This window comes from Nocardioides sp. CCNWLW216 (assembly GCF_037120545.1).
GTDB classification, from domain to species: domain Bacteria; phylum Actinomycetota; class Actinomycetes; order Propionibacteriales; family Nocardioidaceae; genus Nocardioides; species Nocardioides lianchengensis.
The window spans coordinates 815,350-837,312 of record NZ_JBBBBJ010000001.1 but is presented as its reverse complement, the minus strand read 5'-3'; the positions used below and the strand labels follow the sequence as shown (position 1 = coordinate 837,312).

The 21,963-nt window shown below is 73.7% G+C and carries 21 protein-coding genes; 5 read left to right on the top strand and 16 right to left on the bottom strand.

All coding sequences use genetic code 11. The features are described 5' to 3' along the window. Positions 1-84: 84 nt before the first annotated feature. From hpf to V7S47_RS03890, 13 genes are all read right to left on the bottom strand, one after another. Positions 85-714, bottom strand: coding sequence for a ribosome hibernation-promoting factor, HPF/YfiA family (hpf, locus tag V7S47_RS03950; protein WP_090850605.1), 630 nt, complete (start codon positions 712-714; stop codon positions 85-87). A gap of 380 nt (positions 715-1,094) precedes the next feature. After that, complete coding sequence (locus tag V7S47_RS03945) at positions 1,095-1,814, bottom strand: ComF family protein (protein ID WP_336560353.1); 720 nt, start codon at positions 1,812-1,814, stop codon at positions 1,095-1,097. A gap of 64 nt (positions 1,815-1,878) precedes the next feature. Then, positions 1,879-3,627 (bottom strand): LpqB family beta-propeller domain-containing protein, encoded by a 1,749-nt coding sequence (locus tag V7S47_RS03940; RefSeq protein ID WP_336560352.1) that lies wholly within the window; start codon positions 3,625-3,627, stop codon positions 1,879-1,881. Continuing rightward, positions 3,624-5,246 (bottom strand): MtrAB system histidine kinase MtrB, encoded by a 1,623-nt coding sequence (gene mtrB / locus V7S47_RS03935; protein WP_336560351.1) that lies wholly within the window; start codon positions 5,244-5,246, stop codon positions 3,624-3,626. The genes V7S47_RS03940 and mtrB overlap by 4 nt, the downstream gene beginning before the upstream one ends. Positions 5,247-5,418: 172 nt before the next feature. Next, the gene (gene mtrA, locus V7S47_RS03930) at positions 5,419-6,168 is read right to left on the bottom strand and encodes an MtrAB system response regulator MtrA (protein WP_257024059.1); all 750 of its coding nucleotides are present in this window, start codon (positions 6,166-6,168) and stop codon (positions 5,419-5,421) included. 35 nt (positions 6,169-6,203) lie between these two features. Next, on the bottom strand, positions 6,204-7,634 hold the full coding sequence (ahcY, locus tag V7S47_RS03925) for an adenosylhomocysteinase (RefSeq protein WP_336560350.1): 1,431 nt from the start codon (positions 7,632-7,634) through the stop codon (positions 6,204-6,206). Between the two features lie 62 nt (positions 7,635-7,696). Beyond that, a complete protein-coding gene (locus tag V7S47_RS03920) occupies positions 7,697-8,239 on the bottom strand; it encodes a cyclodeaminase/cyclohydrolase family protein (RefSeq protein WP_336560349.1) in 543 nt (180 codons plus the stop codon). 57 nt (positions 8,240-8,296) lie between these two features. Beyond that, positions 8,297-9,244: a DUF808 domain-containing protein gene (locus V7S47_RS03915; protein WP_336560348.1), complete on the bottom strand. Its 948-nt coding sequence runs from the start codon at positions 9,242-9,244 to the stop codon at positions 8,297-8,299. Further along, positions 9,241-10,380, bottom strand: a complete 1,140-nt coding sequence (locus V7S47_RS03910) for an acyltransferase family protein (RefSeq protein WP_336560347.1) — start codon at positions 10,378-10,380, stop codon at positions 9,241-9,243. Before V7S47_RS03910 ends, V7S47_RS03915 begins: the two co-directional genes overlap by 4 nt. A gap of 30 nt (positions 10,381-10,410) precedes the next feature. Next, a complete protein-coding gene (locus V7S47_RS03905) occupies positions 10,411-11,442 on the bottom strand; it encodes an SIS domain-containing protein (protein WP_336560346.1) in 1,032 nt (343 codons plus the stop codon). 14 nt (positions 11,443-11,456) lie between these two features. After that, positions 11,457-11,633 (bottom strand): Trm112 family protein, encoded by a 177-nt coding sequence (locus V7S47_RS03900; protein WP_090850589.1) that lies wholly within the window; start codon positions 11,631-11,633, stop codon positions 11,457-11,459. After that, positions 11,630-13,003 carry a phosphomannomutase/phosphoglucomutase gene (locus V7S47_RS03895; protein ID WP_336560345.1) on the bottom strand — a complete coding sequence of 458 codons (1,374 nt, stop codon included), beginning with the start codon at positions 13,001-13,003 and terminating at the stop codon, positions 11,630-11,632. The genes V7S47_RS03900 and V7S47_RS03895 overlap by 4 nt, the downstream gene beginning before the upstream one ends. Before the next feature lie 72 nt (positions 13,004-13,075). Beyond that, positions 13,076-13,435 carry a DUF3499 domain-containing protein gene (locus tag V7S47_RS03890; protein ID WP_336560344.1) on the bottom strand — a complete coding sequence of 120 codons (360 nt, stop codon included), beginning with the start codon at positions 13,433-13,435 and terminating at the stop codon, positions 13,076-13,078. A gap of 49 nt (positions 13,436-13,484) precedes the next feature. Between V7S47_RS03890 and V7S47_RS03885 the strand changes: the two genes are divergently transcribed. Then, positions 13,485-13,913, top strand: a complete 429-nt coding sequence (locus V7S47_RS03885; RefSeq protein ID WP_336560343.1) for a metallopeptidase family protein — start codon at positions 13,485-13,487, stop codon at positions 13,911-13,913. Continuing rightward, positions 13,913-14,332, top strand: coding sequence for a nuclear transport factor 2 family protein (locus tag V7S47_RS03880; RefSeq protein WP_336560342.1), 420 nt, complete (start codon positions 13,913-13,915; stop codon positions 14,330-14,332). The genes V7S47_RS03885 and V7S47_RS03880 overlap by 1 nt, the downstream gene beginning before the upstream one ends. 10 nt (positions 14,333-14,342) lie before the next feature. Here V7S47_RS03880 and V7S47_RS03875 read toward each other — a convergent pair whose 3' ends face one another. The 3 genes from V7S47_RS03875 to V7S47_RS03865 all read right to left on the bottom strand — a co-directional run bounded on the left by V7S47_RS03875 (position 14,343) and on the right by V7S47_RS03865 (position 18,935). After that, positions 14,343-15,722 carry a DUF5719 family protein gene (locus V7S47_RS03875; RefSeq protein ID WP_336560341.1) on the bottom strand — a complete coding sequence of 460 codons (1,380 nt, stop codon included), beginning with the start codon at positions 15,720-15,722 and terminating at the stop codon, positions 14,343-14,345. Beyond that, positions 15,719-18,589, bottom strand: a complete 2,871-nt coding sequence (locus V7S47_RS03870; protein WP_336560340.1) for a glycosyltransferase family 2 protein — start codon at positions 18,587-18,589, stop codon at positions 15,719-15,721. Before V7S47_RS03870 ends, V7S47_RS03875 begins: the two co-directional genes overlap by 4 nt. A gap of 88 nt (positions 18,590-18,677) precedes the next feature. Continuing rightward, positions 18,678-18,935: a WhiB family transcriptional regulator gene (locus V7S47_RS03865; RefSeq protein WP_090850867.1), complete on the bottom strand. Its 258-nt coding sequence runs from the start codon at positions 18,933-18,935 to the stop codon at positions 18,678-18,680. Positions 18,936-19,080: 145 nt separating this feature from the next. Between V7S47_RS03865 and cofD the strand changes: the two genes are divergently transcribed. The 3 genes from cofD (at position 19,081) to V7S47_RS03850 (ending at position 21,878) form a co-directional block, all read left to right on the top strand. Continuing rightward, positions 19,081-20,079, top strand: a complete 999-nt coding sequence (cofD, locus tag V7S47_RS03860; RefSeq protein WP_336560339.1) for a 2-phospho-L-lactate transferase — start codon at positions 19,081-19,083, stop codon at positions 20,077-20,079. Next, complete coding sequence (cofE, locus tag V7S47_RS03855; RefSeq protein ID WP_336560338.1) at positions 20,076-21,023, top strand: coenzyme F420-0:L-glutamate ligase; 948 nt, start codon at positions 20,076-20,078, stop codon at positions 21,021-21,023. The genes cofD and cofE overlap by 4 nt, the downstream gene beginning before the upstream one ends. 87 nt (positions 21,024-21,110) lie before the next feature. Further along, positions 21,111-21,878 carry a DUF3105 domain-containing protein gene (locus V7S47_RS03850; RefSeq protein WP_090850571.1) on the top strand — a complete coding sequence of 256 codons (768 nt, stop codon included), beginning with the start codon at positions 21,111-21,113 and terminating at the stop codon, positions 21,876-21,878. The last annotated feature ends 85 nt before the right edge of the window (positions 21,879-21,963 follow it).

Below are 21,963 nucleotides of genomic sequence, written 5' to 3'. Positions count from 1 at the left end.
CTGGCGTCCAGATGGGTCACACAACTGCGGGTCGGGGTGGCCCAGATGGGCCACCCCGACCAGATCAGAGCCGTACCGAGCGGGTCATTCCTCCCCGAGATCGAGCGAGATGACGCCGTAGTCGTAGCCCCGGCGCCGGTAGACGACGGCCGGACGCTCGCTCTCCTTGTCGACGTAGAGGTAGAAGTCGTGGCCCACGAGCTCCATCTCGTACAGGGCCTGGTCGAGGGTCATCGGACTGGCCGGGTGGGTCTTCTCGCGCACGACCAGCGGGCCGTCGCCGGTGACCGCGATCGGGCCGACCTGACGTTCCTGGGTGCTCGACAGCTCCTCCTCGACCGTCTCGGCGATGGGAGCCGGATCGGTGTCGGCGAGGGCCTGGCCGACCGAGACCGGGGTCTTCTGCCCCCGGTGCACGCGCCGCCGATCGGCCGCCCGGCGCATCTGGGCGGCCATCTTGTCCAGCGCGAGGTCGAGGGCCCCCATCTTGTCGTCGGCGGCCGCCTCGGCCCGGATGACCGGGCCCTTCGAGAAGGCGGTCAGCTCCACGTGGATCGAGCGGTCGTGCTGGCGCGGGTTGGGTTCACAGTCCACCTCCACATGCACCCGCATGATCCGGTGGTCGTGCTTCTCCAGCCGGGTCAGCTTCTCCGCGGCATGATCGCGGAACCGGTCCGTGATCTCGCAGTGACGCCCCGTGACCACAACTTCCATGTGAACCTCCCGTTGAACAGTTGGTTTCCTTCTCAGCTCATCCGTGCCGTCCTGTGGGCGCGCCGGAGCGCGGGCCCAGTGCCCGTGCTCCGGTGAGGGATGAGATGGAGCCCGCCCGGCCGACCTGGTCTTCGACCCCACAATCGCCTGCTGAGACGTTCGCAGCTTCTCTGCCACTACTGGCCTTCTCCCGCCGGTCCCCGCATCTGACGGGAAGGACGGGGCAGGACTTACCTCTAAGCCGCACCGTGATCGTCCGCCCGGAGGCGGACTTACGTGGACCGTTTCGCCTGCGACTGGCTTCGGCTAGCCGCCCGCGCGCCAGAGGCGCACCAGCGGTGCAACCACGGACCCGGACGGACTCCATGCAGAGACGGTAGTCACCTCGCGCCCGGGATTAAAGGGACAGAGGTCCCTGATTCGACCCGCCGCCTCCGGGTGGCCGCCACGGCGGCGATCCCGGCCACCTGCAGCCCCACCGACTCGAGCGCCCGCTGGGCCTCCCGGGTGGTCGCACCCGTGGTCAGCACGTCGTCGCAGACCACCACCCGCACCCGGGGCGCGGCCGCCGCGAGCCGGCGCAGGCCGGCCGTCGGGCAGGTCATCGAGCCCGCGAGGTTGCGGGCCCGCGCGACCGCGTCTAGGCCGGCCTGGTCGAGCAGGCCCGGCCGGGTGCGGAGCAGCCGGGTCGCACGGACGTCGTACCCCTCCCGTCGGAGGCGGACGGCCGCTCCCGCGGCCAGGGTGTACGTCGGGTCGTGGCCGCGGGCGCGCACGCTGGCCGGCCGGGACGGGACCGGCACCAGCACGACCGGTCCCGCGGGCGCGGCGGCGACCACGGCCTGGACGAGCAGGCCGGTCAGCGGGCGGGCCAGGCCGAGCAGCCGGCGCTCCTTCAGACCGAGCACCATCGCCCGCGTCACCCCGTCGTACGACGTGGCTGCCCAGGGCGGCGCCAGCCCGGGCGGGGCCGGGACGGGCCAGGCGGGTCCGGCACCGGCCGGCAGCGCCGCCTCGCAGCCCCCGCACAGCAGCCGTCCGGGGCGCGCGCAGCCGACGCACCGGCCGCCGAGCAGCAGGTCGGTGACGGCGTCCAGCACCCCTCCAGCGCACCAGCCGGGACGATCCGGCTCAACCACCGCCGAGCGGGCTGTGGAGGACGCGTCAGCCGACGTACTCGAGGGAGCGCGGGCGCTGGCCCTCGCCGAACTCGATCTCGCGGGCCACCGGGCCGGAGAGGTCGAGGGCCAGGTCGGGCGCCAGGACCAGCAGGCTCTGTCCGTCGACGGGGGAACCCACCAGCGAGCGGACCGGGCCGTTGAGGTTGGCGATGCTCTCGAGGCTCGTGGGAGCTCCGTCGACCGCGACCGAGCGCACCTCCCACAGCTCGCCGGCCACGCCGGTCAGCACGGCGAGGCTGGTCGGCGAGCGCCAGGCGATGTCCTTGATGGTCTGGGCCTCGGACGCGGCGCCCAGGATCACCTGGGCCTCCGTCGCGCCGCGGACGTCTCCGCGTGGCCGGTGCCGGATCCGACTGACGACGAGCTCGTCGCCCGCGGGGCGGGCCAGGACGGCCACCAGGCGGGAGCCGTCGCGGGAGACCAGGAAGGAGCGGACGGTCTCTCCCGTGATCCCGGGGACGTCCAGGTCGCGCAGGCGACCGTCCTCGTAGTAGCGGACCCGGGCGCCGTCGGCACGGCGGTCGACCAGCCAGATCCGGTCGGTGAAGTCCCAGGCCGGCTCGAGCAGGTCGGCCCCGCGGTCGAGGATCCCCCGGGGCTCGGCCTCACCGGCGCCGACCGGGGCGACCACGACGGAGCCGCCGGTCGTGACGCCCGCGGCGGTGCTGCCGTCGAGGCTGACGGCCGCGGACCGCAGAGCGATCTTGCCGGTCCCGAAGAGACCGGTGACCGGGTCGAGGGCCTCGGGGATCCCCGCGACCAGGCGTCCGTCGCGGACGCCGAAGACGATCGCGCTCGCGCCGGGTACGGCGGGGTCGAACTCCTCCCCCAGGCCGACCGGGAACCGTCCCTCGTCGCTGCCGGGGGGCTGGACCAGCTCGCCGTCGACCGTCACCCGCACCGACCGGATGCCGACGACCTGGCGCAGCGTCGCGGCGAGCTGCACGACCATCAGCCGCTCGCTCTCCGGCGGCTGCTGCCCGACGTCGCTGAGGGACACGTCCGCGACCCCGTCGGAGGACACCGGCACCGAGAGGTCGCCGAGCCGGGCGCCGGCCGGGAAGAAGCTGCGCGAGCTGGTGCCCATGTCGGCGCCGGGCCCGTCCAGCAGCCCCTCGACAAGCCGGGTCGCCAGGGCGCCGTCGTTGGCGACGAAGACCGGCTCCGGCACCAGGATCCGGGCGCTCGGGTCGAAGAAGGACAGCGACAGGCGGCGGAAGCGCGACTCGAACCACGACTCGGGGACCACGAGGGCGTCCGGGGCGTCGGAGATGCGCCACTCGCCCTGCTCCAGCTCCAGCCCGAAGCGCAGGTCGAGGTCGGAGCCGCCGAGCGACCCGCGCCAGGCGCCCCGCGAGTCGAAGCGGTTGGCGCCGTCGAGCATCCGGACGCTGACGACCTCGCTGCCGTCGATGGCCGGCGAGCGGTCGCCGTACGTGATGGTCTCGCGCTCGGGTCGCCAGGACGCCCGTGCCTCGGGCGTGAGGAACTCGGCGGCGGAGGTCGTCTGGATGGGCACCGCGGTCATGGCGTCGAGGAAGCCCTTGACGATCTCGGAGCGCGACGCGTCCGGGAGCGGCGGGAGCGGGTCGTACTTCACGCCGGTGCTCTCCGGCGTGGTCCGGCTGCCGTCGGTCTCGACGACCGGTCCGGTCTCGGGCAGGCTCACGCACCCGGTCGCGGCCAGGGCGAGCACGGCCGCGAGCAGGAGCGCGGTGGCGGGGCGTCTCACGTCACGGGCTCCTTGGCGTCGGCGGGGACCAGCGGGAGCGGGCTGCGACGCAGCGGGGCGTTGACCCGGCGCGGCAGGGTGAGCCGGAACTGGGCGCCCTCCCCCGGCCGTCCCCAGGCCTGCAGCCAGCCGCCGTGCAGGTGGGAGTCCTCCAGCGAGATGGACAGCCCGAGGCCGGTCCCGCCGCTGGTGCGGGCACGGGCCGGGTCGGCGCGCCAGAAACGGTTGAAGACCAGCGCGGACTCCCCCGGGCCCAGGCCGATCCCGAAGTCACGGACGGTGATCGCCGCCGCGTGGTCGTCACCGGCCACCTGCACGACGATCTCCTCGCCGCGACCGGTCTCGGCGTGGTCGATGGCGTTGGTGATCAGGTTGCGGACGACGCGCTCGATCCGCCGGGCGTCGGCCTCGGCCAGGCACGGGTGGTCCGGAGCCCGTACGACGACCCCCACGTCCCGCTGCTCGGCCAGCGGGCGGGTGGCCTCGACCACCCGGTGCGCGACGTCGACCAGGTTGATGTCCTCGGCGTCCAGCACGGCCGCGCCCGCGTCGAAGCGGCTGATCTCGAGCAGGTCGACCAGCAGCGTCTCGAAGCGGTCCAGCTCGGTCTGGAGCAGCTCGGCGGCGCGTGAGCTGACCGCGTCGAAGTCGTCGCGGGCGTCGTACAGGACGTCGCCGGCCATCCGCACCGTGGTGAGGGGCGTGCGGAGCTCGTGGGAGACGTCGGAGACGAACCGGTGCTGGACCCGGCTGAGCTCCTCCAGCTGGCGGATCTGGCGCTGCAGGTTGCTGGCCATCTGGTTGAACGAGGTCGCGAGTCGGGCCAGGTCGTCCTCGCCCGTGACCCGGAGCCGCTCCTGCAGCCGGCCCGCGGCGAGTCGCTCCGCCACCCGGCGGGCCATCCGGATCGGGGTGACCACCTGCCGGGTGACCAGCCAGGTGACGCCGGCGACCAGGACCAGGAGCAGCACGGCCGCGGTCAGCAGCGCCCGGGTCACCAGCGCGAGCGTCTCCTGCTGCTCGTCGAGCGGGAACAGGAAGTACAGGGTGTACGTGCCACCGTCGGCGACCAGCGTCACCTGGGTGCCGACCACGATGCCGGGCTCCTCGCTCAGCTCCGTCCCGGCGGAGTCGAGGGTCCGGATCGTCGTGTAGGTCCAGGCCGTGGCCGCCGGTTCCTGGAAGTGGCTCTCCAGGCTGGTCGGCACGCTGCCGGTGTCGAGGCCCGGCGAGGAGCGGGTGCCCCGCTGGGCGATCCGGCCGGTGTTCTCGCCGATCGGGCCGGCCAGCACGACCGCGAACCCCCGGGTCAGGCCGCGCTGGATGATCGGGTCGATCAGCTCGGCCTGCTGGGCCGTGGCGTCGACGTCCGTGCCGGGCACCGAGCCCAGACGGGTCTCGGCGTCGGCCCGCTCGGTGTCGGCCTCGGCGACGACCGCGTCCACGCGCTGGTCGAGGAGACCCTCACGGGTCTGCTGGAGCAGGAACCAGCCGACGCCCCCCACGACCGTCGCGGACAGCACGAGGGTGGAGGCCACCACCCGCGCCTGGATCGAACGACGCCAGAAGGTGAGCCCGCGCCGGAGGCCCGGCGGCATGCCGAGCGCGAGCCGGGCCACTACGGCATGTCTCCCGAGTCCTGGCCGCCGCGGGCGTCGTCCCGGGGAGTGCCTGGCCCGGCGGAGGAGGGAGTCACGGAGTCATGGCGAGCGGCGACCACGACGTCCAGATGCCCCCGGGACGACGTGCAGCAGGTCAGGGACTCGACCGACATGCCCTAGGCCGCCGTCATCACTGGTTGCCCGCCTTGTAGCCGACGCCGCGGACGGTGACGACGATCTCGGGGTTCTCGGGGTCGTGCTCGACCTTGGAGCGCAGTCGCTGGACGTGCACGTTGACCAGCCGGGTGTCGGCGGCGTGGCGGTAGCCCCAGACCTGCTCCAGCAGCACCTCGCGGGTGAAGACCTGCCACGGCTTGCGGGCCAGGCAGACCAGGAGGTCGAACTCGAGGGGGGTGAGGCTGATCGGGACACCGGCCCGCGCCACCGCGTGGCCCGCGACGTCGATGACCAGGTCGCCGATGGTCAGGGTCTCCTGCGGCGTGGTCTCGTAGCGACGGACCCGGGCCCGGATCCGGGCGACCAGCTCCTTGGGCTTGAACGGCTTGACGACGTAGTCGTCGGCCCCGGACTCGAGGCCGACGACGACGTCGACGGTGTCGCCCTTGGCGGTGAGCATCACGATCGGGACCCCCGACTCCGCGCGGATCTCCTTGCAGACGTCGATGCCGTCCTTGCCCGGGAGCATCAGGTCCAGCAGCACCAGGTCGGGGCGGTAGTCGCGGAACTCGCCGAGGGCCTGGTCGCCGCGCACGCACATGCGGCTGTCGAAGCCCTCCTGACGCAGGACGATCGTCAGCATCTCCGCGAGGGACGCGTCGTCGTCGACGACGAGGACGCGTCCCTTGGTCGCGTAGTCGCTGGGCGGGCTGCTCGGCTGCCCCTGGGGCAGTCCGGCAGCCCCGCCGGAGGGCTGGCTCATGGCATCAATCCTGCCACCACGAGCCTCGGAGGCACTCAGTAGCGGTACTGCTCCGTCTTGTACGGGCCCTCGACCGGGATGCCGAGGTACGACGCCTGCGACTCCGAGAGGGTCGTGAGCTTGACGCCGAGAGCGTCCAGGTGGAGCCGGGCGACCTCCTCGTCGAGGTGCTTGGGCAGCACGTAGACGCCGGTCGGGTACTCCTCGGTCTTGGTGAAGATCTCGATCTGCGCCAGGACCTGGTTGGTGAAGGAGTTCGACATCACGAACGACGGGTGGCCGGTCGCGTTGCCGAGGTTCATCAGGCGCCCCTCGGACAGCATGATGATGGCGTTGCCCGACGGGAAGGTCCAGACGTCGACCTGCGGCTTGACGTTCTTGCGCACCGCGACGCCCTCGGCCTCGAGGCCGGCCATGTCGATCTCGTTGTCGAAGTGGCCGATGTTGCCGACGATCGCGTTGTGCTTCATCTTCGACATCTGCTCGACCGACACGACGTCCTTGTTGCCGGTCGCGGTGATGATGATGTCGGCGGTGCCGACGACGTTGTCGAGGGTGTCGACCTGGTAGCCGTCCATCGCCGCCTGCAGCGCACAGATCGGGTCGATCTCGGTGACGATGACCCGGGCACCCTGGCCGCGCAGCGACTCGGCACAGCCCTTGCCGACGTCGCCGTAGCCGCAGACGACCGCGACCTTCCCGCCGATGAGGACGTCGGTGGCGCGGTTGATGCCGTCGATGAGCGAGTGCCGGCAGCCGTACTTGTTGTCGAACTTCGACTTGGTGACCGAGTCGTTGACGTTGATGGCCGGGAACAGCAGCGTGCCGTCGCGCATCATGTCGTAGAGGCGCAGGACACCGGTGGTGGTCTCCTCGGTGACGCCCTTGATCGAGTTGGCGATCGGGGTCCAGTGATCGGTGTTCTTCGCGAGGACCTCGTTGAGGACCTCGAAGATGATCCGCTGCTCACCGCTGGTGGCCGTCGCCGGGTCGGGCGCCTGACCGGTCTTCTCGGCCTGGACGCCGAGATGGACGAGCAGGGTCGCGTCGCCACCGTCGTCGAGGATCATGTTCGGGAGCGTGTCGCCGGGCCAGTCGAGGATCTGCTGGGTGCACCACCAGTACTCCTCCAGCGTCTCGCCCTTCCAGGCGAACACGGGGACGCCCTGCGGGTTCTCGGGAGTGCCGTTCGGACCGACCGCGATCGCGGCGGCGGCGTGGTCCTGGGTGGAGAAGATGTTGCAGGAGGCCCAGCGGACCTCGGCGCCGAGCGCCACCAGCGTCTCGATGAGGACGGCGGTCTGGATCGTCATGTGCAGCGAGCCGGCGATCCGGGCGCCGGCGAGGGGCTTCTCGGCCCCGTAACGCTCGCGCATCGCCATCAGGCCGGGCATCTCGTGCTCGGCGAGCTGGATCTCGGTGCGGCCGAAGTCGGCCAGGCTGAGGTCGGCGACCTTGTAGTCCATCGGTGCTCCTGGGGGTGATATAGCAGCGGTTCGCGTCACCCGAGATTAGAACGGCCGCGCGCTCAACGAGGAATCCTCGTCGCCGCGTCCAGGCGGGCGATCAGCCGCTCTCCCCGGCCGGCCAGGTCCTCCCGGTCGGGTGCTCCCGCGAGGTGGAGGTCGCCGTCGAGGTTGAGGACCGCGACCCGAGCGGCCGCGCCGTACGCCGCGGCGGCGGCCGCCACGTCGGCCAGGAGCGGCGCGCTGCCGAGCCGGGCCAGCTCCGCGAGCAGGGGGATGGCGTCCTCCACGACGGCCAGGATGTCGGCGCTGGTGCCGGCGGCTGCGACCGCCGCGGCGGCGAGGTCGTCGGAGCGGCTCCGCCAGGCGGCGACCAGCCGGGCCGAGGCGGCCCCGTCGGCGGCCACCAGCTCCAGCGAGCGACGCCGGAGCGCGTCCGCGGCGTCGCGGACGCCCGCGAGGTCGGCCCCGTCGCGCGACGGGTACGACGCGACCTTCCCCACCAGCGCCGAGCCGAGGCCGAGCATGACGGCCGCCGCCGCGCCGCCGCCGGGGTCCGCCCCGGGAGCGGCGAGCCGGTCGAGCCAGGCGTCCAACGGCTCCACGGCTGCCTCCTCGTGTGTCAGGTGGTGGTTCGTCACCCGATTCCTAGCACGGATCGGTCAGTGGGCCGGGGCGTGCGCCTTCTTGCCGAACGGCTGCAGGGTGACCACGGCGAGGACCGCGAGACCGACCGCCAGGCCCAGGATCGCCGAGGCGACCGTGTTGACCAGCCAGCCCAGCACGCCACCGAGGGCACCCGTGGCGTGGCGGACCTCCTCCTCGAGGTGGTGGACGAAGTCGTACGGCGCGTGGAAGCCGAGGTCGTCGAGGCCGACCAGCTCGATGTGACCGCCCACCCAGAGCATCGCGGCCGTGCCGACGACCGAGATCACGTTGAGGATGTGGGGCATGGCCGTCACCATGCCGCGCCCGATCCTCTGGGACGCCGCGGACGAGCGCTCGGCGAGGTGCAGGCCGATGTCGTCGATCTTCACCAACAGCCCGACCACGCCGTAGACCACGACGGTGATGACGAGGGCGACGACCACCAGGATCGCCGCCCGGGCCCAGAACGACTCGTCGGCGACCTCGTTGAGGGCGATCACCATGATCTCGGCCGACAGGATCAGGTCGGTGCGGACCGCCCCGGCCACCATCGTCTTCTCGGCCTCGGGGCCGGACGCCGCCACCGGGGCGGCGTGGTGCTCGTGGCCGCGGAGCTTGCCCCACACCTTGTGGGCGCCCTCGTAGCAGAGGAACGCGCCACCGGCCATCAGGATCGGGGTGAGCAGGCCGGGGAGGAACTGGCTGAGCAGCATCGCCACCGGCAGGATGATCAGCAGCTTGTTGCGGATCGAGCCGATGGCGATCCGCTTGATCATCGGCAGCTCGCGGTCGGCGGTGACCCCGTGGACGTACTGCGGGGTCACGGCGGTGTCGTCGACCACCACGCCGGCAGCCTTGGCCGTCGCCCGGCCGGCGGCCGCGCCGACGTCGTCGATCGAGGCCGCGGCGAGCCGGGCGATCGCGGCGACGTCGTCGAGCAGCCCGAAGAGGCCCGCGCTCACCGCGAGGCTCGGTCGGAGGTGGCGTCAACAGGCTCAGGCATGGCCCGAAGCGTAGCGGCGTCCTCGACGGCCGCGCTGATGACGTCGGTCTCGGCCTTGGCGTTGACGGTGGCGTGCGCCTCCTTCACCCGCCGCTCGGCGTACCCGAGCGGGTCGACGAGGTGGTTGAGCCGCGAGGCCAGCGGGCCCCAGGCGAGCAGGAAGGAGAGGGCGACCGACGCGGCGACGGTCACCAGCAGGGCGAAGGTCCCCTGGTCGGCGGCCCAGTCGGGGTAGCCGGCGTATGACGCGCCCTTCACGGCGAACCCGTGGAAGAGGTAGACCACCAGGGTCCAGGCGCCCATCCGGGTGAACCAGCCACCCACCCGGGGGACCACGGCGAGGAAGGCCCAGGCACCCAGGGTGCCGACGAGCAGCACTCCCGCCCGGATGGCGAACGCCCGGGGGTCGCTGACGTCGAACTCGTCGTAGCGGGCGCGGTAGTAGAGCCACTCGGTGGCCGCCCAGCGGTCGGTCCAGGTCGTCAGGACCCAGATCGCGGCCAGCACCACCACGCCGGCGATCCGGACCGCCGGCGCCCGCAGCCGCTCCAGCCGCTCGGGGGTGGCCGACAGGCCCATCACGAAGAAGGGCAGCAGGCCCAGGACGCGGGCCAGGTCCAGGGTGTCACCGGCGTACAGGCCGGCGACCAGGCTGATCGCCAGCGCGACCGGCAGCGCCCCCGGGATCGCCTTGAAGACGGGGGTCACGAGTCGCCAGAAGAACAGCGCCGCGAGGTACCACATCGGCCAGTGCGGGTCCTTGAACAGATCCTGCAGCTGCTCCCCGCCCACGTGGATGCGGAACAGCGCGATCGCGCACTCGAAGACGACGTACGGCACGACGACGGTGCGCACCAGCTGCCACATCCGCCGGCGCTCCCAGCTGAAGGAGCGCGAGAGGTAGCCGGTGACCAGGACGAACGCCGGCACGTGCCAGGCGTAGAGGAAGTCGTAGAGGTGGTTGTTGAAGGCCGTCGTCGGCAGCAGCGTCAGCGCGTGGCCGACCACCACGAGGGTGACCAGGGCCATCTTGGCGTTGTCGAACCAGGGGTCCCGAGTCCGGGTCGCGGGCTGGGCTGGGGACGTCGCGTGCACGGGTCCAGTGGTACCCGCTGGACCTGTGGATCAGTCCTCGACGAGGCCCAGCCGGAGGTACTCGCTCGCGTAGGTGCCGGTCAGCAGCAGCGAGGCGTAGCGGGCGACCTCGCTGGGGGCCTCGGTCGTCACCGTCTCGACCCGGACGCCCCGCGACGTCGCGGTCGCCTGGAGGCGTCCGCGCTGCTCGCGGACCACCGGGTCCTCGGCGCCGTCGTCGAGCACCAGCAGCGTCGGGCGCAGCTCGCCGCCCTCCCCCGCGAACGGGTCGTCGAAGACGTCGCGCGGCCGGGCCGCCTCGAGCACCGGCAGCAGGTGCTCGGCGTCGCCGGCCAGGGCGGTGCGGCCGCTCACCCGGCGGATCGACTCCGCCACCCGACGAGCGGCCCGGGCGGCCAGCACCGAGCCACCCCAGACCAGCGGGTTGGCGTCGGCCAGGGCGATGGCCAGCACCTTCGCCGGGTTGACTGCGATGTCGCGGTGCGGCGAGCAGCTGGTCGCGACCTCGTCGAGCGCGGTCGCCACCTGCTCGGGGTCGGCGGCCGGACCGAGGGAGACCCGGTCGAGGAAGGTCAGCATCGCCACCGCGGTGGCGAGCTGGTCGGCCGTCGCGGTCGGCAGGATGGTGCTCCACCGGCCGGCGGCGTGCTCGCCGACCAGCGAGCTCGGCGGGCAGGCGACGACCACCTGGCAACCCCGTCGTACGGCCTCCGCCACGGCGGAGGCGGTGCCGCTGTCGGAACCCTCGGGGGCCAGCACGACCACCAGGTCGAGGCTGCCGGCCCAGCCGGGCAGGGCGGGCCCGGGCCAGGCGACGAACGGCACGGGGCACCACGGCTCGAGCACCGCCCGCAGCAGGCGCGAGTCGGGGCCGGCGGCGATCACCGCGCGGGGTCGGGCCTCGGAGAGGCTGCGCGAGACGGCCTCCTCGATCGCCTCGGCGGCCGCGCCGACCTCGCGGCGCACCCGGGCGCCGGACTCCGCCAGCGTGCGCAGCCGGAGGTCGGCCGCACCGAGGGCCGTCTCGTCGTCCAGCCGGGACTCGTCGAACCAGGTCGCCATCCTCGTCGCCGCGCTCAGGCCGGCGTGCGGGCTTCGTCGACGAGCAGCACCGGGATGCCGTCGCGGACCGGGTAGGCCAGGCCGCACTCGCCCTGACAGACGAGCTCGTCGGCCTGGGGCGCCAGCTGGCCGCGGCACTGCGGGCACACGATGATCGCCAGCAGGCCCGGGTCGAGGGACGCGGCGCTCATCGGGCGGCCCGGATCTTCGTCAGGACCTCGTCGCGCACGGATGCCATCGTGGCCTCGTCCTTCCCCTCGGCGTTCAGCCGGAGCAGCGGTTCGGTGTTGGACGGCCGGACGTTGAACGTCCAGTCCGTGTGGGACACCGTAAGCCCGTCGAGGCGGTCGGTGGTCACCCCGGGGCGTACGCCGTACTCCTCCTCGAGGGCGGCCATCACGCCGACCTGGTCGGCGACCTCGGAGTTGATCTCGCCGCTGACCGGGTAGCGCTCGTACGGTGCCAGCAGCGCCGACAGCGGCTGGTCGGTCTCGGCCAGCGCGGCCAGGGCGTGCAGCGCGGCCAGCATCCCGGAGTCGGCGCGCCAGAAGTCGCGGAAGTAGAAGTGACCGCTGTGCTCGCCGCCGAAGACCGCGTCGGTCTCGGCCATGGTGGCCTTGATGAAGGAGTGCCCGACCCGGGTGCGCACCGGGGTGCCGCCCAGCTCGGTGACGATCTCGGGGACCGCCCGTGAGGTGATCAGGTTGTGGATGATCGTGGCGCCCGGCTCCTTGGCCAGCTCGCGGCTCGCGATCAGCGCCGTCAGGGTGGACGGCGAGACCGCGCGCCCCTCCTCGTCGACGAGGAAGCAGCGGTCGGCGTCGCCGTCGAACGCGAGACCGACGTCGGCCCCCTCCTCGAGCACCCGCGCCTGCAGGTCGCGGAGGTTCTCGGCGTCGATCGGGTTGGCCTCGTGGTTGGGGAAGGTGCCGTCGAGCTCGAAGTACATCGGCACCACGTCCACCTGGTCGGACCCGAGCCGCCCGAACACCGCCGGGGCGGTGTGGCCGGCCATCCCGTTGCCGGCGTCGACGACGACCTTCAGCGGCCGCCCCACGACCGGCGCCAGGGTGAGCAGGTGGGCGGCGTACGCCTCGAGGACGTCGTGCTCCGAGACGTCGCCGGTCGGCCCGGACACCGGCTGGGGCGACACGACCAGGTCGCGGATCTCGGCGAGCCCCGTCTCCAGCCCGATCGGTACGGCGTGCGCGCGACACATCTTGATCCCGTTGTACTGGGCCGGGTTGTGACTGGCGGTGAACATCACGCCCGGGTGGCCGAGGTGGCCGGAGGCGAAGTACAGCTGGTCGGTCGAGGCCAGCCCGATCAGGATCACGTCGGCCCCCGCGGCCGTGGCGCCCTCGGCGAACGCGCCGGCCATGCCGGGCGAGCTGGGCCGCATGTCGTGGCCCACCACGACCGTGGTGGCGCCGACGACCTGGACGTAGGCGCGGCCGGTCGCGCGGGCCAGCTCCTCGTCGATCTGGTCGGGGACCGTGCCCCGGACGTCGTAGGCCTTGAAGATCGCGTGGACGTTGGCGGGGTCGAGGGTGTCGGCCATGGCGCTGACCCTAGCGGGACGGACGGCCTTCCGAGTCGGCACCACGGGTGCGGGCTCGGCGGGGCCGCCGGGTCAGTCGGTCGAGAGGACGCGGAGGTGTCCCTTGCGGCCGGTCTCGCGGCCGGTCTCCTCCGCGGGGAGCGGACGCACCGGCGCGATCGGCCGGGCCGCCTCGCGGACGGCGTCGGCCAGGGCGAGCAGGTCGTCGTTGGACGGCCCCTGCGCGGAGGTGTCGGGCGCGAGCCGGAGGACCTCCCACCCGCGCGGGGCCGAGAGCCGCTCGGAGTGGGTGTCGCAGAGGTCGTAGGCGTGCGGTTCGGCGTACGTCGCGAGGGGGCCGAGGACGGCGGTCTGGTCGGCGTACACGTACGTCAGCGTGTTGACCGCAGGACGGCCGCACGCGGTGCGCGAACAACGACGGGTGGGGCTCACGCGGCAGACGCTACCCCCCGCCCCGATCCCGCCCGATTAGGCTCGCGGCGTGGAGAGAGCTCGCCGTACCCGGGACCGTCGCGGCCGGGGCATGCGCGGCCCCGGCGTCCGGCCCGAGCACCCCGGCACCCCGGCCCTGCGCACCAAGCGGGAGCGCTTCGACGACCTGGTCCTCGGCATCGTCACCGAGGTCGACGGGCGCTGGCAGGACCGTCTCGGACTGGTCGAGTACGCCGTCGAGGACGCCCCGCAGGTGCCCGACGACTGGGACACCGGGACCGTGCCGCTGTCGTCGCTGGTGCGCGGCACGGGGGGCGCCCCGACCCGTCTGGTGCTCTTCCGCCGGCCGATCGAGCACCGCTGCGAGACCCGCGGCGACCTGGAGGCTCTGGTGCTGACCCTGGTCGTCGAGCAGGTCGCCGAGCTGCTCGGCATCGACGCCTCCGAGGTCGACCCCCGCTACCAGGGCGACGACTAGTGGCAGCCGTCCCGGACGACCTCGCCGCCACCTACCTGCGCGCGCTGGCCACCGCCGACGTCGACCTGGTCGTCGGCCTGTTCGCCGAGGACGCCGTCGTCCACTCGCCGCTGTACGGACCGCTCCCGCCCCGGGAGTTCTACCCGGCGCTGTTCGCGGACACCGGCCAGGCGAACCTGACTCTGCGGTCGGTGATGAGCGGGATGGACACGAGGGGCCGGGCGACGATGAGCTTCTGGTTCCACTTCGACTGGCGCCTGCCCTCCGGGGTCGCAGCACCGTTCGAGGTGGTGGACGTCGCCACCCTCGACGCCGAGGGGCTGGTCGAGGAGCTGCGCATCGTCTACGACACCGTCGAGGTGCGCCCCGCGTTCGAGGCCGAGGTGGGACACCTCTCCTGGCGAGCACCCCGCCCCTGAGCGGTGGCCCTCAGGGCAGGCCCGGCGCGACCTGCGGAACCAGACCGGCGGTGGTCAGCTCGTGCAGCCGGACCACGGCGGCGCCCTGGCCGGTGACCAGCACCGCGCCGAGGACCGAGGCCCGCCGCGGCTCGACCTCGAGCTGCACGGCCTCCTCGGGCAGGTCGAGGGTGCCGCCGGCGCCGGGCGTGACGTCGAGGGTCTCGCTGGCCACCTCGCGACCGGCCGCGTCGCGGGCGACCACGACGACCACCCCGACCGCCGAGGCGTCGGCGAGCTGCAGCCGCTTGCGGCCCTCCGGCAGCACCGCGACGGTACGACGGCGCACCGGGTCGGCCGGCACGGCGTGCGAGATGTCGCGCCGTACGACGCTGCGCAGCGAGGCGGTCACCGGACCGGTCGCGCTGACCTGGACGCCGTACGTGCCGTCGGCCGTGGCGGCCGCCAGCTCGGCCGAGAGCGCCACCCGGGCGGTGGACCCGGGCGCGATCCGGACCTCCTGCAGCCCCTGGGGCGCGAAGACGGAGTCGGCCGTCACGAACCGCAGCTCCGCACGGAGCTCGTCGGCGCCGGGGTTGGCCAGCACCAGGGTCCGGCGGCCGGCCCCTCCTGGCAGCCCCAGCAGGGTGCTGGTGGCCAGCGGCTCGGCCTGGCCGCCGAGCCAGTCGGCGGTCGGCGTGGCCGAACCCAGCCGGTCGTCGCTGTCGGCGACCGAGACGGTGAGGCGGCCGCGGGTCGTGGTCACCTGGAGGGCGAGCTCGCCCTCCTGCGGGATCGCCGCGGCCAGGTCCAGGCGCCGGGTCTGGCCGCCCGGGACGAGCACGCCGCGCAGCGCCGGGGCGTCCACGACGCCGGTGCTGCCGAGCACCACGACGTCGGCCACGGCCGGGCCGGCCGTGGGGTTGACGAGCTCGACCACCGAGGAGTGCCGGGCCCCCGCGCCGACGCCGGTGAACCACTGCTGGGCGCTCGGGAGCGGGCAGTCGGCCGCGGCGAGCGGGGCGGTGCCGCTGCGACCGGCGACCAGGCCGGGAGCGAGGTCGCCCGTGCCCCGGACGACCGTCGCATCCGGTGCCTCGACGCGCGCAGCGCGCCCCGCCTCGAGCTCGACCTGCTGGTCGCCCACGGTCACCTCGCCCCCGGACTCGCCGCCGCTCAGCACCTGGACGTCACCCGCACCGGGCAGCCCTGCCGGGCAGCCGAGGGTGGCGCTGGTGAGCCCGGTCGAGGTGGGCGGTCGGTCGGCCCGCTCGACCGGGTCGGTGCCGGCGACGAGCAGCAGCCCGACCGCCAGCACCGGCAGGAGCACGGCGAGCAGCACGGTCAGGTCGGGCCCGCGGCGGGCCGGACGGACACGGCTGCGACGACCGGGGACGGGAGCGTCGCTCACGGCTGCCTCCTCCGGTCGGTGGTGGGCGCGCACAGCACCAGCACCACGAGGACGGCGAGGCCCTGCACGACCAGCAGCACGACCCGCAGCCAGGAGCGCGGTCCGTCGACGGCGTCGGGGTCGAGCGGCTGCTCGACGCGCCAGGCGCGGGTGCTGCGGTTCTCGGCGCTGGCCTGGACCAGACCTGCGGTCGCGTCCAGGGAGCCCGCGATCTCGGGGTCGGCCGGGCTCGGCAGCACGACGTACTCGATCCCCCGGTCGGCGAGCGCGCTCACCTCGGCGTCGGTGGGACGGGAGACCAGGGTCCGGACCACCCGCGTCAGCTCGGTGTCCTCGGCCGTGAGGGCCAGGACCTCGTCCTCGCCGAGCGTCACGCCGTCATCGCGTCGTACGACGTAGTCGAGCCCGGTGGCGACGTCGCCGCGGACCACGAGGATGCCGTGCTCGGGGCCGGTCTCCGAGCTCTGGACCATGTAGGCGGGGATCCCGTCGTCGGCGTCGCCGGCCAGCTCGTCGTGGCCGGCGGCGAACCAGCCGAGCCCGACGAGCGGGACCACCGCGGCGCCGGCGGCGAGGAGGACCGTGAGCCCGCGGAGCGCGGTCGGCCAGCCGTCGCGGCGGGCGGCGAGCACCAGACCCTGCCCGCCCAGGGTCGCCGCGACGACGAGGACGCCCTGGAGGACCAGCAGCGGGAGGCCGGTGGCGGCGGGCACCGACACCGCGGCCAGGTCGAGGGTGACCAGGGACAGCACGGCGGTGGTGGCCGCGGCGACCAGGGCGACCACCCAGCAGACGAGGACGGGGATCCGGGTCGCCCGTGGGAGCACGGCCAGGGCCGCGAGGACCGGGAGCACCAGCCCGGCCCAGCCGGGTGCCCCCAGCTCGTGGAAGCGCCCGGCCAGCAGGTCGAGGCCGGACGCCGTCAGGCCGGGCAGCCGGCCGGCGTCGAGCAGCAGGCCCTCCGCGGCGTGCTCCAGCACGGCCGGCAGCCACCAGGGCGCGAGGAGCACGGGGACGATCCCGACGGCGGCGGCTGGCGGCCCCCACACGGAGCGGTCGCGGACGGCCGAGCGGACCACCGCGGTGGCGGTCGCGACCACCACGAGGCCGACCACCACGGCCAGCAGCCAGGCCACGGGCGCGAAGGCCGTCACCAGGGCCAGCAGCAGCCCGGTGCGCCAGGCGGCCCGCCAGCGCCGGTCGGCGTCGGGGTCGGCGAACCCGAGGGCGGCATGCGCGAGCCAGGGCAGCAGCGCGGCCGCGACGACCAGGCCGAGGCGGCCGTCGCCCCAGGCCCCGCTCGTGACCGGCACCAGGGAGTACGTCGTCGCGCCCCAGAGGATCAGCCAGCGCGGCGCACCGCGCGGCGAGACCAGCCGGCCCACGACCCGGAGCAGCCGCCAGGCCCCCCAGAGCGCGAACGGGACGGCGAGGACCAGCAGCGCGGTGACGGCCGAGGCAGGACTGCCGAGCAGCAGGGTCGCCAGCAGTGCCAGCGGGAGGACGTAGCCGGGAGCCGGGACGGCGGTGCCGGTGCCGAGCGGCTGCCAGGTGGTCAGGTGCAGGTCCCACCAGTCGCGGGCCGCGTCCGGCGCCGGGGACAGCCCACCGCCGGACACGTCGCCGAGGACCGCCCGGGCCGCGACCAGGACGACCACCACGAACAGGGTCAGCGCCAGCGCGACCGGGTTGGTGAAGAAGCGGGCCACCAGCCCGGTGTCCTCGCCGAGCGCGTCCTCGTCTTCGTTCGCCACCCGCCGGGCGGCGAACGACGACGGGTCGGCCTCGGCCTGCGCGGCCCGCCGGCGCTCCGCGACGTCCGCCGCCTGGTCGGTCGCGGCGGCGAGCAGGTCGCCGAGGAAGTCCAGCCCGTGGCGGTAGGGCAGCCACCAGGGGGCGAGGAGGCGTCGTACCTGGTCGTGGTCGGCGACCCGGCCGGCGCGGCGTGCGCGACGCGCGGCGCGGAGGTCGCCGGGGTGGGAGTAGACCGACACCAGGGCCGCGAGCTCGTCGAGGGCCTGCCCGACCGATCGGACGAGCAGGAACCCGACCATGCGCAGCAGGGTCCCGAGCGCCAGTCGGACCACCTGGAACGGCAGTGCCCGGCCGGGCGCGTTGGCCAGCAGCGTCCAGATCGCGGCCCGGCGCTCCTGGTAGTGCGTGTGCCGCCCGGTCAGCGGCGTACGGCGGACCCCGCGGTGGGCCGCCTCGGCGTGGAAGACCACCGCCTGCGGGACGATCAGCGTGCGGTGGCCGGCCTGCGCGGCCCGCCAGCCCAGGTCGAGGTCGTTGCCGAACATCGGCAGCTGCGGGTCGAGCCCGCCCAGGCCCTCGAGCACCGACCGGCGCACCAGCAGGCCGGCGGTGTTGACCGCGAGCACGGTGCGGACCTCGTCGTGCTGGCCCTGGTCGTACTCGCCGCGCTCGAGACCGGTCTCGCGGCGACCGGTGGCCGAGATGGTGACGCCCAGCTCCAGGAGCCGGCGCAGCGATGGCCACTCGCGCAGCTTGGGGCCGAGCAGGTCGGCGCCCGGGTCCTCGTCGGCGGCGGCCAGCAGCGCCTGGAGGCAGGTCGGGTCCGGGTTGCTGTCGTCGTGGAGCAGCCAGACCCACTCGGGTCCGTCGGGACCGAGCGCGTCCAGCCCCAGCCGGACCGCCTCCGGATAGGACGTCGCGCCGCCGACGCGCCGTACGTCGTCGAAGGCGAGGTCCAGGAGCCCCGGGCTCTCGTCCTTGCTGCCGGTGTCGATCGCCACCACCCGCTCGACCGGAGCGGTCTGGCTGCGGATCCCGTCGATGACCGCGGGCAGCCACCGCGCGCCGTCGTGGCTGACCAGCAGCACGGCGACGGAACGAGGACCTGGCACGGTCCCCGACCCTAGAGGGTCCGCGAAGGGGGCCGAAAATGAGAGAAGGCCCCGGTCACATCGACCGGGGCTCCCTCTCTGGTGGTGCTCAGACTGCGCGCTTCTTCAGCTTGCGCCGCTCCCGCTCGGAGAGACCGCCCCAGATGCCGAACCGCTCGTCGTTCATCAGTGCGGACTCCAGGCACTCGTCGCGCACATCACAGGTGAGGCAGACCTTCTTGGCCTCCCTCGTCGATCCTCCCTTTTCGGGGAAGAACGCTTCGGGGTCGGTCTGAGCGCACAGCGCGCGCTCCTGCCACCCCGCCTCTTCCTCGGCGTCTCCGTCGAGGAGAAAAAGTTCTCTCACGGCCCTCGCCCCTATCTTCGTCGACCCAGCGACCACACTGGTGGAATTACATGCCTGTCGTACCCACTAAGTCAAGCGCGCATCTGGTATGGCCGGCGGTGGTCCCGGCGCCGTACGGGACGGCGCGGTGAGGGAGAGTAGGCCCATGCAGAACATCACGGTCCTGTCCGGGGGCATGGGGGGCGCTCGCTTCCTGCAGGGGCTCCTCCACGGCATCGCCTCCGGCGCCCTGCCCGGTGTCTCTCCAGACGCGCGCGTGAGCGTGGTCGCGAACACCGCCGACGACATCTGGGTGCACGGCCTGAAGGTCTGCCCCGACCTCGACACGGTGATGTACACCCTCGGCGACGGCATCGACCTCGACCGCGGCTGGGGCCGCCGCGAGGAGACCTGGAGCGTCAAGACCGAGCTCGCCGAGTACGGCGTGGAGCCGACCTGGTTCGGCCTCGGCGACCGCGACGTCGCGACCCACCTGGTCCGCACGCAGATGCTCGAGGCCGGCTACCCGCTCTCGCAGGTGACCGAGGCGCTCTGCCGCCGCTGGCAGCCGGGCGTCCGCCTCCTCCCGATGACCGACGACCGCGTCGAGACCCACGTGGCGATCGCCGACCCCGACTCCCCCAGCGGCCGCCGGGTCGTCCACTTCCAGGAGTACTGGGTGCGCCTGCGTGCCTCCGTCCCGGCCGAGACCGTCCTGTTCGTCGGGCTGGAGGACTCGAAGCCCGGCCCCGGGGTCGTCGAGGCGATCACCGGTGCCGACCTGGTCGTGCTGCCGCCCTCCAACCCGGTCGTCAGCGTCGGCACCATCCTGGGCGTCCCCGGCATCCGCGAGGCGGTCGCCGCGACGAGCGCGCCCGTGGTCGGCCTCTCCCCCATCGTCGGCGCGAGCCACGTGCGCGGCATGGCCGAGCAGATGCTGACCTCGATCGGCGTCGAGGTCAGCGCCGCCGCCGTCGGTCTCCACTACGGCGCACGCAGCGCCGGCGGCGTCCTCGACGGCTGGCTGGTCGACGAGCGCGACGCCGACCAGCTGGACCGGCTGCACGAGGCCGGGCTGGCCGCGGCCGCCGTACCCCTGATGATGACCGACCACGACGCGACCGCCGCGATGGCGGCGGCGGCGGTGGAGCTGGTCCGCCGGTGAACCGGCTGGAGGTCCTGGCCCCCGACGGCGTGCCGGAGGTGCGCGCGGGCGACGACCTGGTCGCACTGCTGCTGGCCGCCCTCGATCCGCGCGACGGCGACGTCCTGGTGGTCACCAGCAAGGTCGTGAGCAAGGCCGAGGGCCGGGTCCGCACCGGCGACCGGGACGAGGCGCTGGCCGGCGAGACGGTCCGGGTCGTGGCCCGACGCGGACCGACCACGATCGTCCGCACCCGCCACGGCCTGACCATGGCCGCGGCCGGCATCGACGCCTCCAACGTCGAGCTCGGCTCGATCGTGCTCCTCCCCCTCGACCCCGACGCCTCGGCCCGGGCGCTGCGGGCCGGCGTCCACGAGCGGACCGGCCGCACCGTCGGCGTCGTCGTCACCGACACCGCCGGACGGGCCTGGCGCGAGGGACAGACCGACATCGCCGTCGGCGCCGCGGGCCTGCTGGTCGCCGAGGAGTACGCCGGCCGCACCGATCCGCACGGCAACCCGTTGGCCGTCACGGCACCCGCCGTCGCCGACGAGCTCGCCGGCGCGGCCGAGCTCGCCCAGGGCAAGCTCGCCGGCCGCCCGTTCGCGCTGGTCCGCGGCCGCGCCGACCTGGTGCTGCCCCCGGGCGAGGACGGGCCCGGCGCCCGCGCCCTGGTCCGGCCCGAGGGCGGCGACCTGTTCGGGTACGGCGCCCGCGAGGCCGTGATCCGCGCGCTGGCCGGCGACCCGGCCGACCGAGCCCCGTTCGGGGCACCCGCGAGCGCCGACGAGCTGGCGGCCGCGCTGCTGCTCGTGACCGGCGCCCAGTCCCGTCCGCAGGACGGCGGGCTGCGGATCGCCGTACCCGCCGGACCGGAGGTCGCCGCGCTCGCGTTCGCCCACGGCTGGGAGGTCCTGGCCGACCAGGACTCGGCCGTTGCACGGCTCCGACCGCTCAGTCCGTAGACTCTGCCGCTGGACACCGCCGGGCGCCCTTCGCGGGGAACGCGGCTGCCGTCACCGTACCCACCCGACCGCGAGGAATGCTCAGCCGTGGCCAAGACCCCGAAGTCCGCCAAGTCCGACCGTCAGGCGGTCATCGACGAGATTCGCAAGAAGCAGAAGGGCGCCGAGAAGCGCCGCGGATTCGCCATCGTCGGTGTCTGCGCGGTGATCGCGCTGCTCATCATCGGCGCCGCCGCCTACGGCCCCCTGAAGGACAAGTGGGACGAGCGGGCCTACTCCGACGTCGCCCTCGACGAGATCGGCGCCGCCGCCGACACGTGCCAGAAGGTCACCACGGTCAGCGCCGAGGGCTCGGGCGACCACGTCCCCGAGACCCAGCAGGTCACCTACGACCACTCCCCGCCGGCCTTCGGCTCCCACTGGAACGCGATCGGCTCGCCCGCCCCGTTCGAGCGGAAGTTCTACACCAAGGAGGACCGGCCCGAGCTGGAGTCGCTCGTGCACAACCTCGAGCACGGCTACAACATCATCTGGTACGACGACACCATCGCGAAGGACGGCGACGCGATGGACGAGCTGCGCGCGATCGCCGCGAAGTACCAGGGCACCGGCAACTTCCGCCAGAAGGTCATCGTCGCGCCGTTCACGGCCGAGGACGACAAGGAGAGCGGCGGCGAGTTCCCGAAGGACACCCACGTCGCCTTCACCCACTGGTCCGTCGGCGGCGCCGGCGAGACCGACACGACCAAGCAGGTCGGCGTCTGGCAGTACTGCGGCGACGTCTCGGGTGCCGCCTTCGAGAAGTTCACCCTCGACTACCCCTACCTCGACTCCCCCGAGCCGAACGTCCAGTAGGACGTCCCTCGGCCCGGTACACGGCCTCGGTGGCGCTGCCACCGGGGCCGTGTTCCGTTGGCGGCGGCCCACAGGCCGGCGCAGC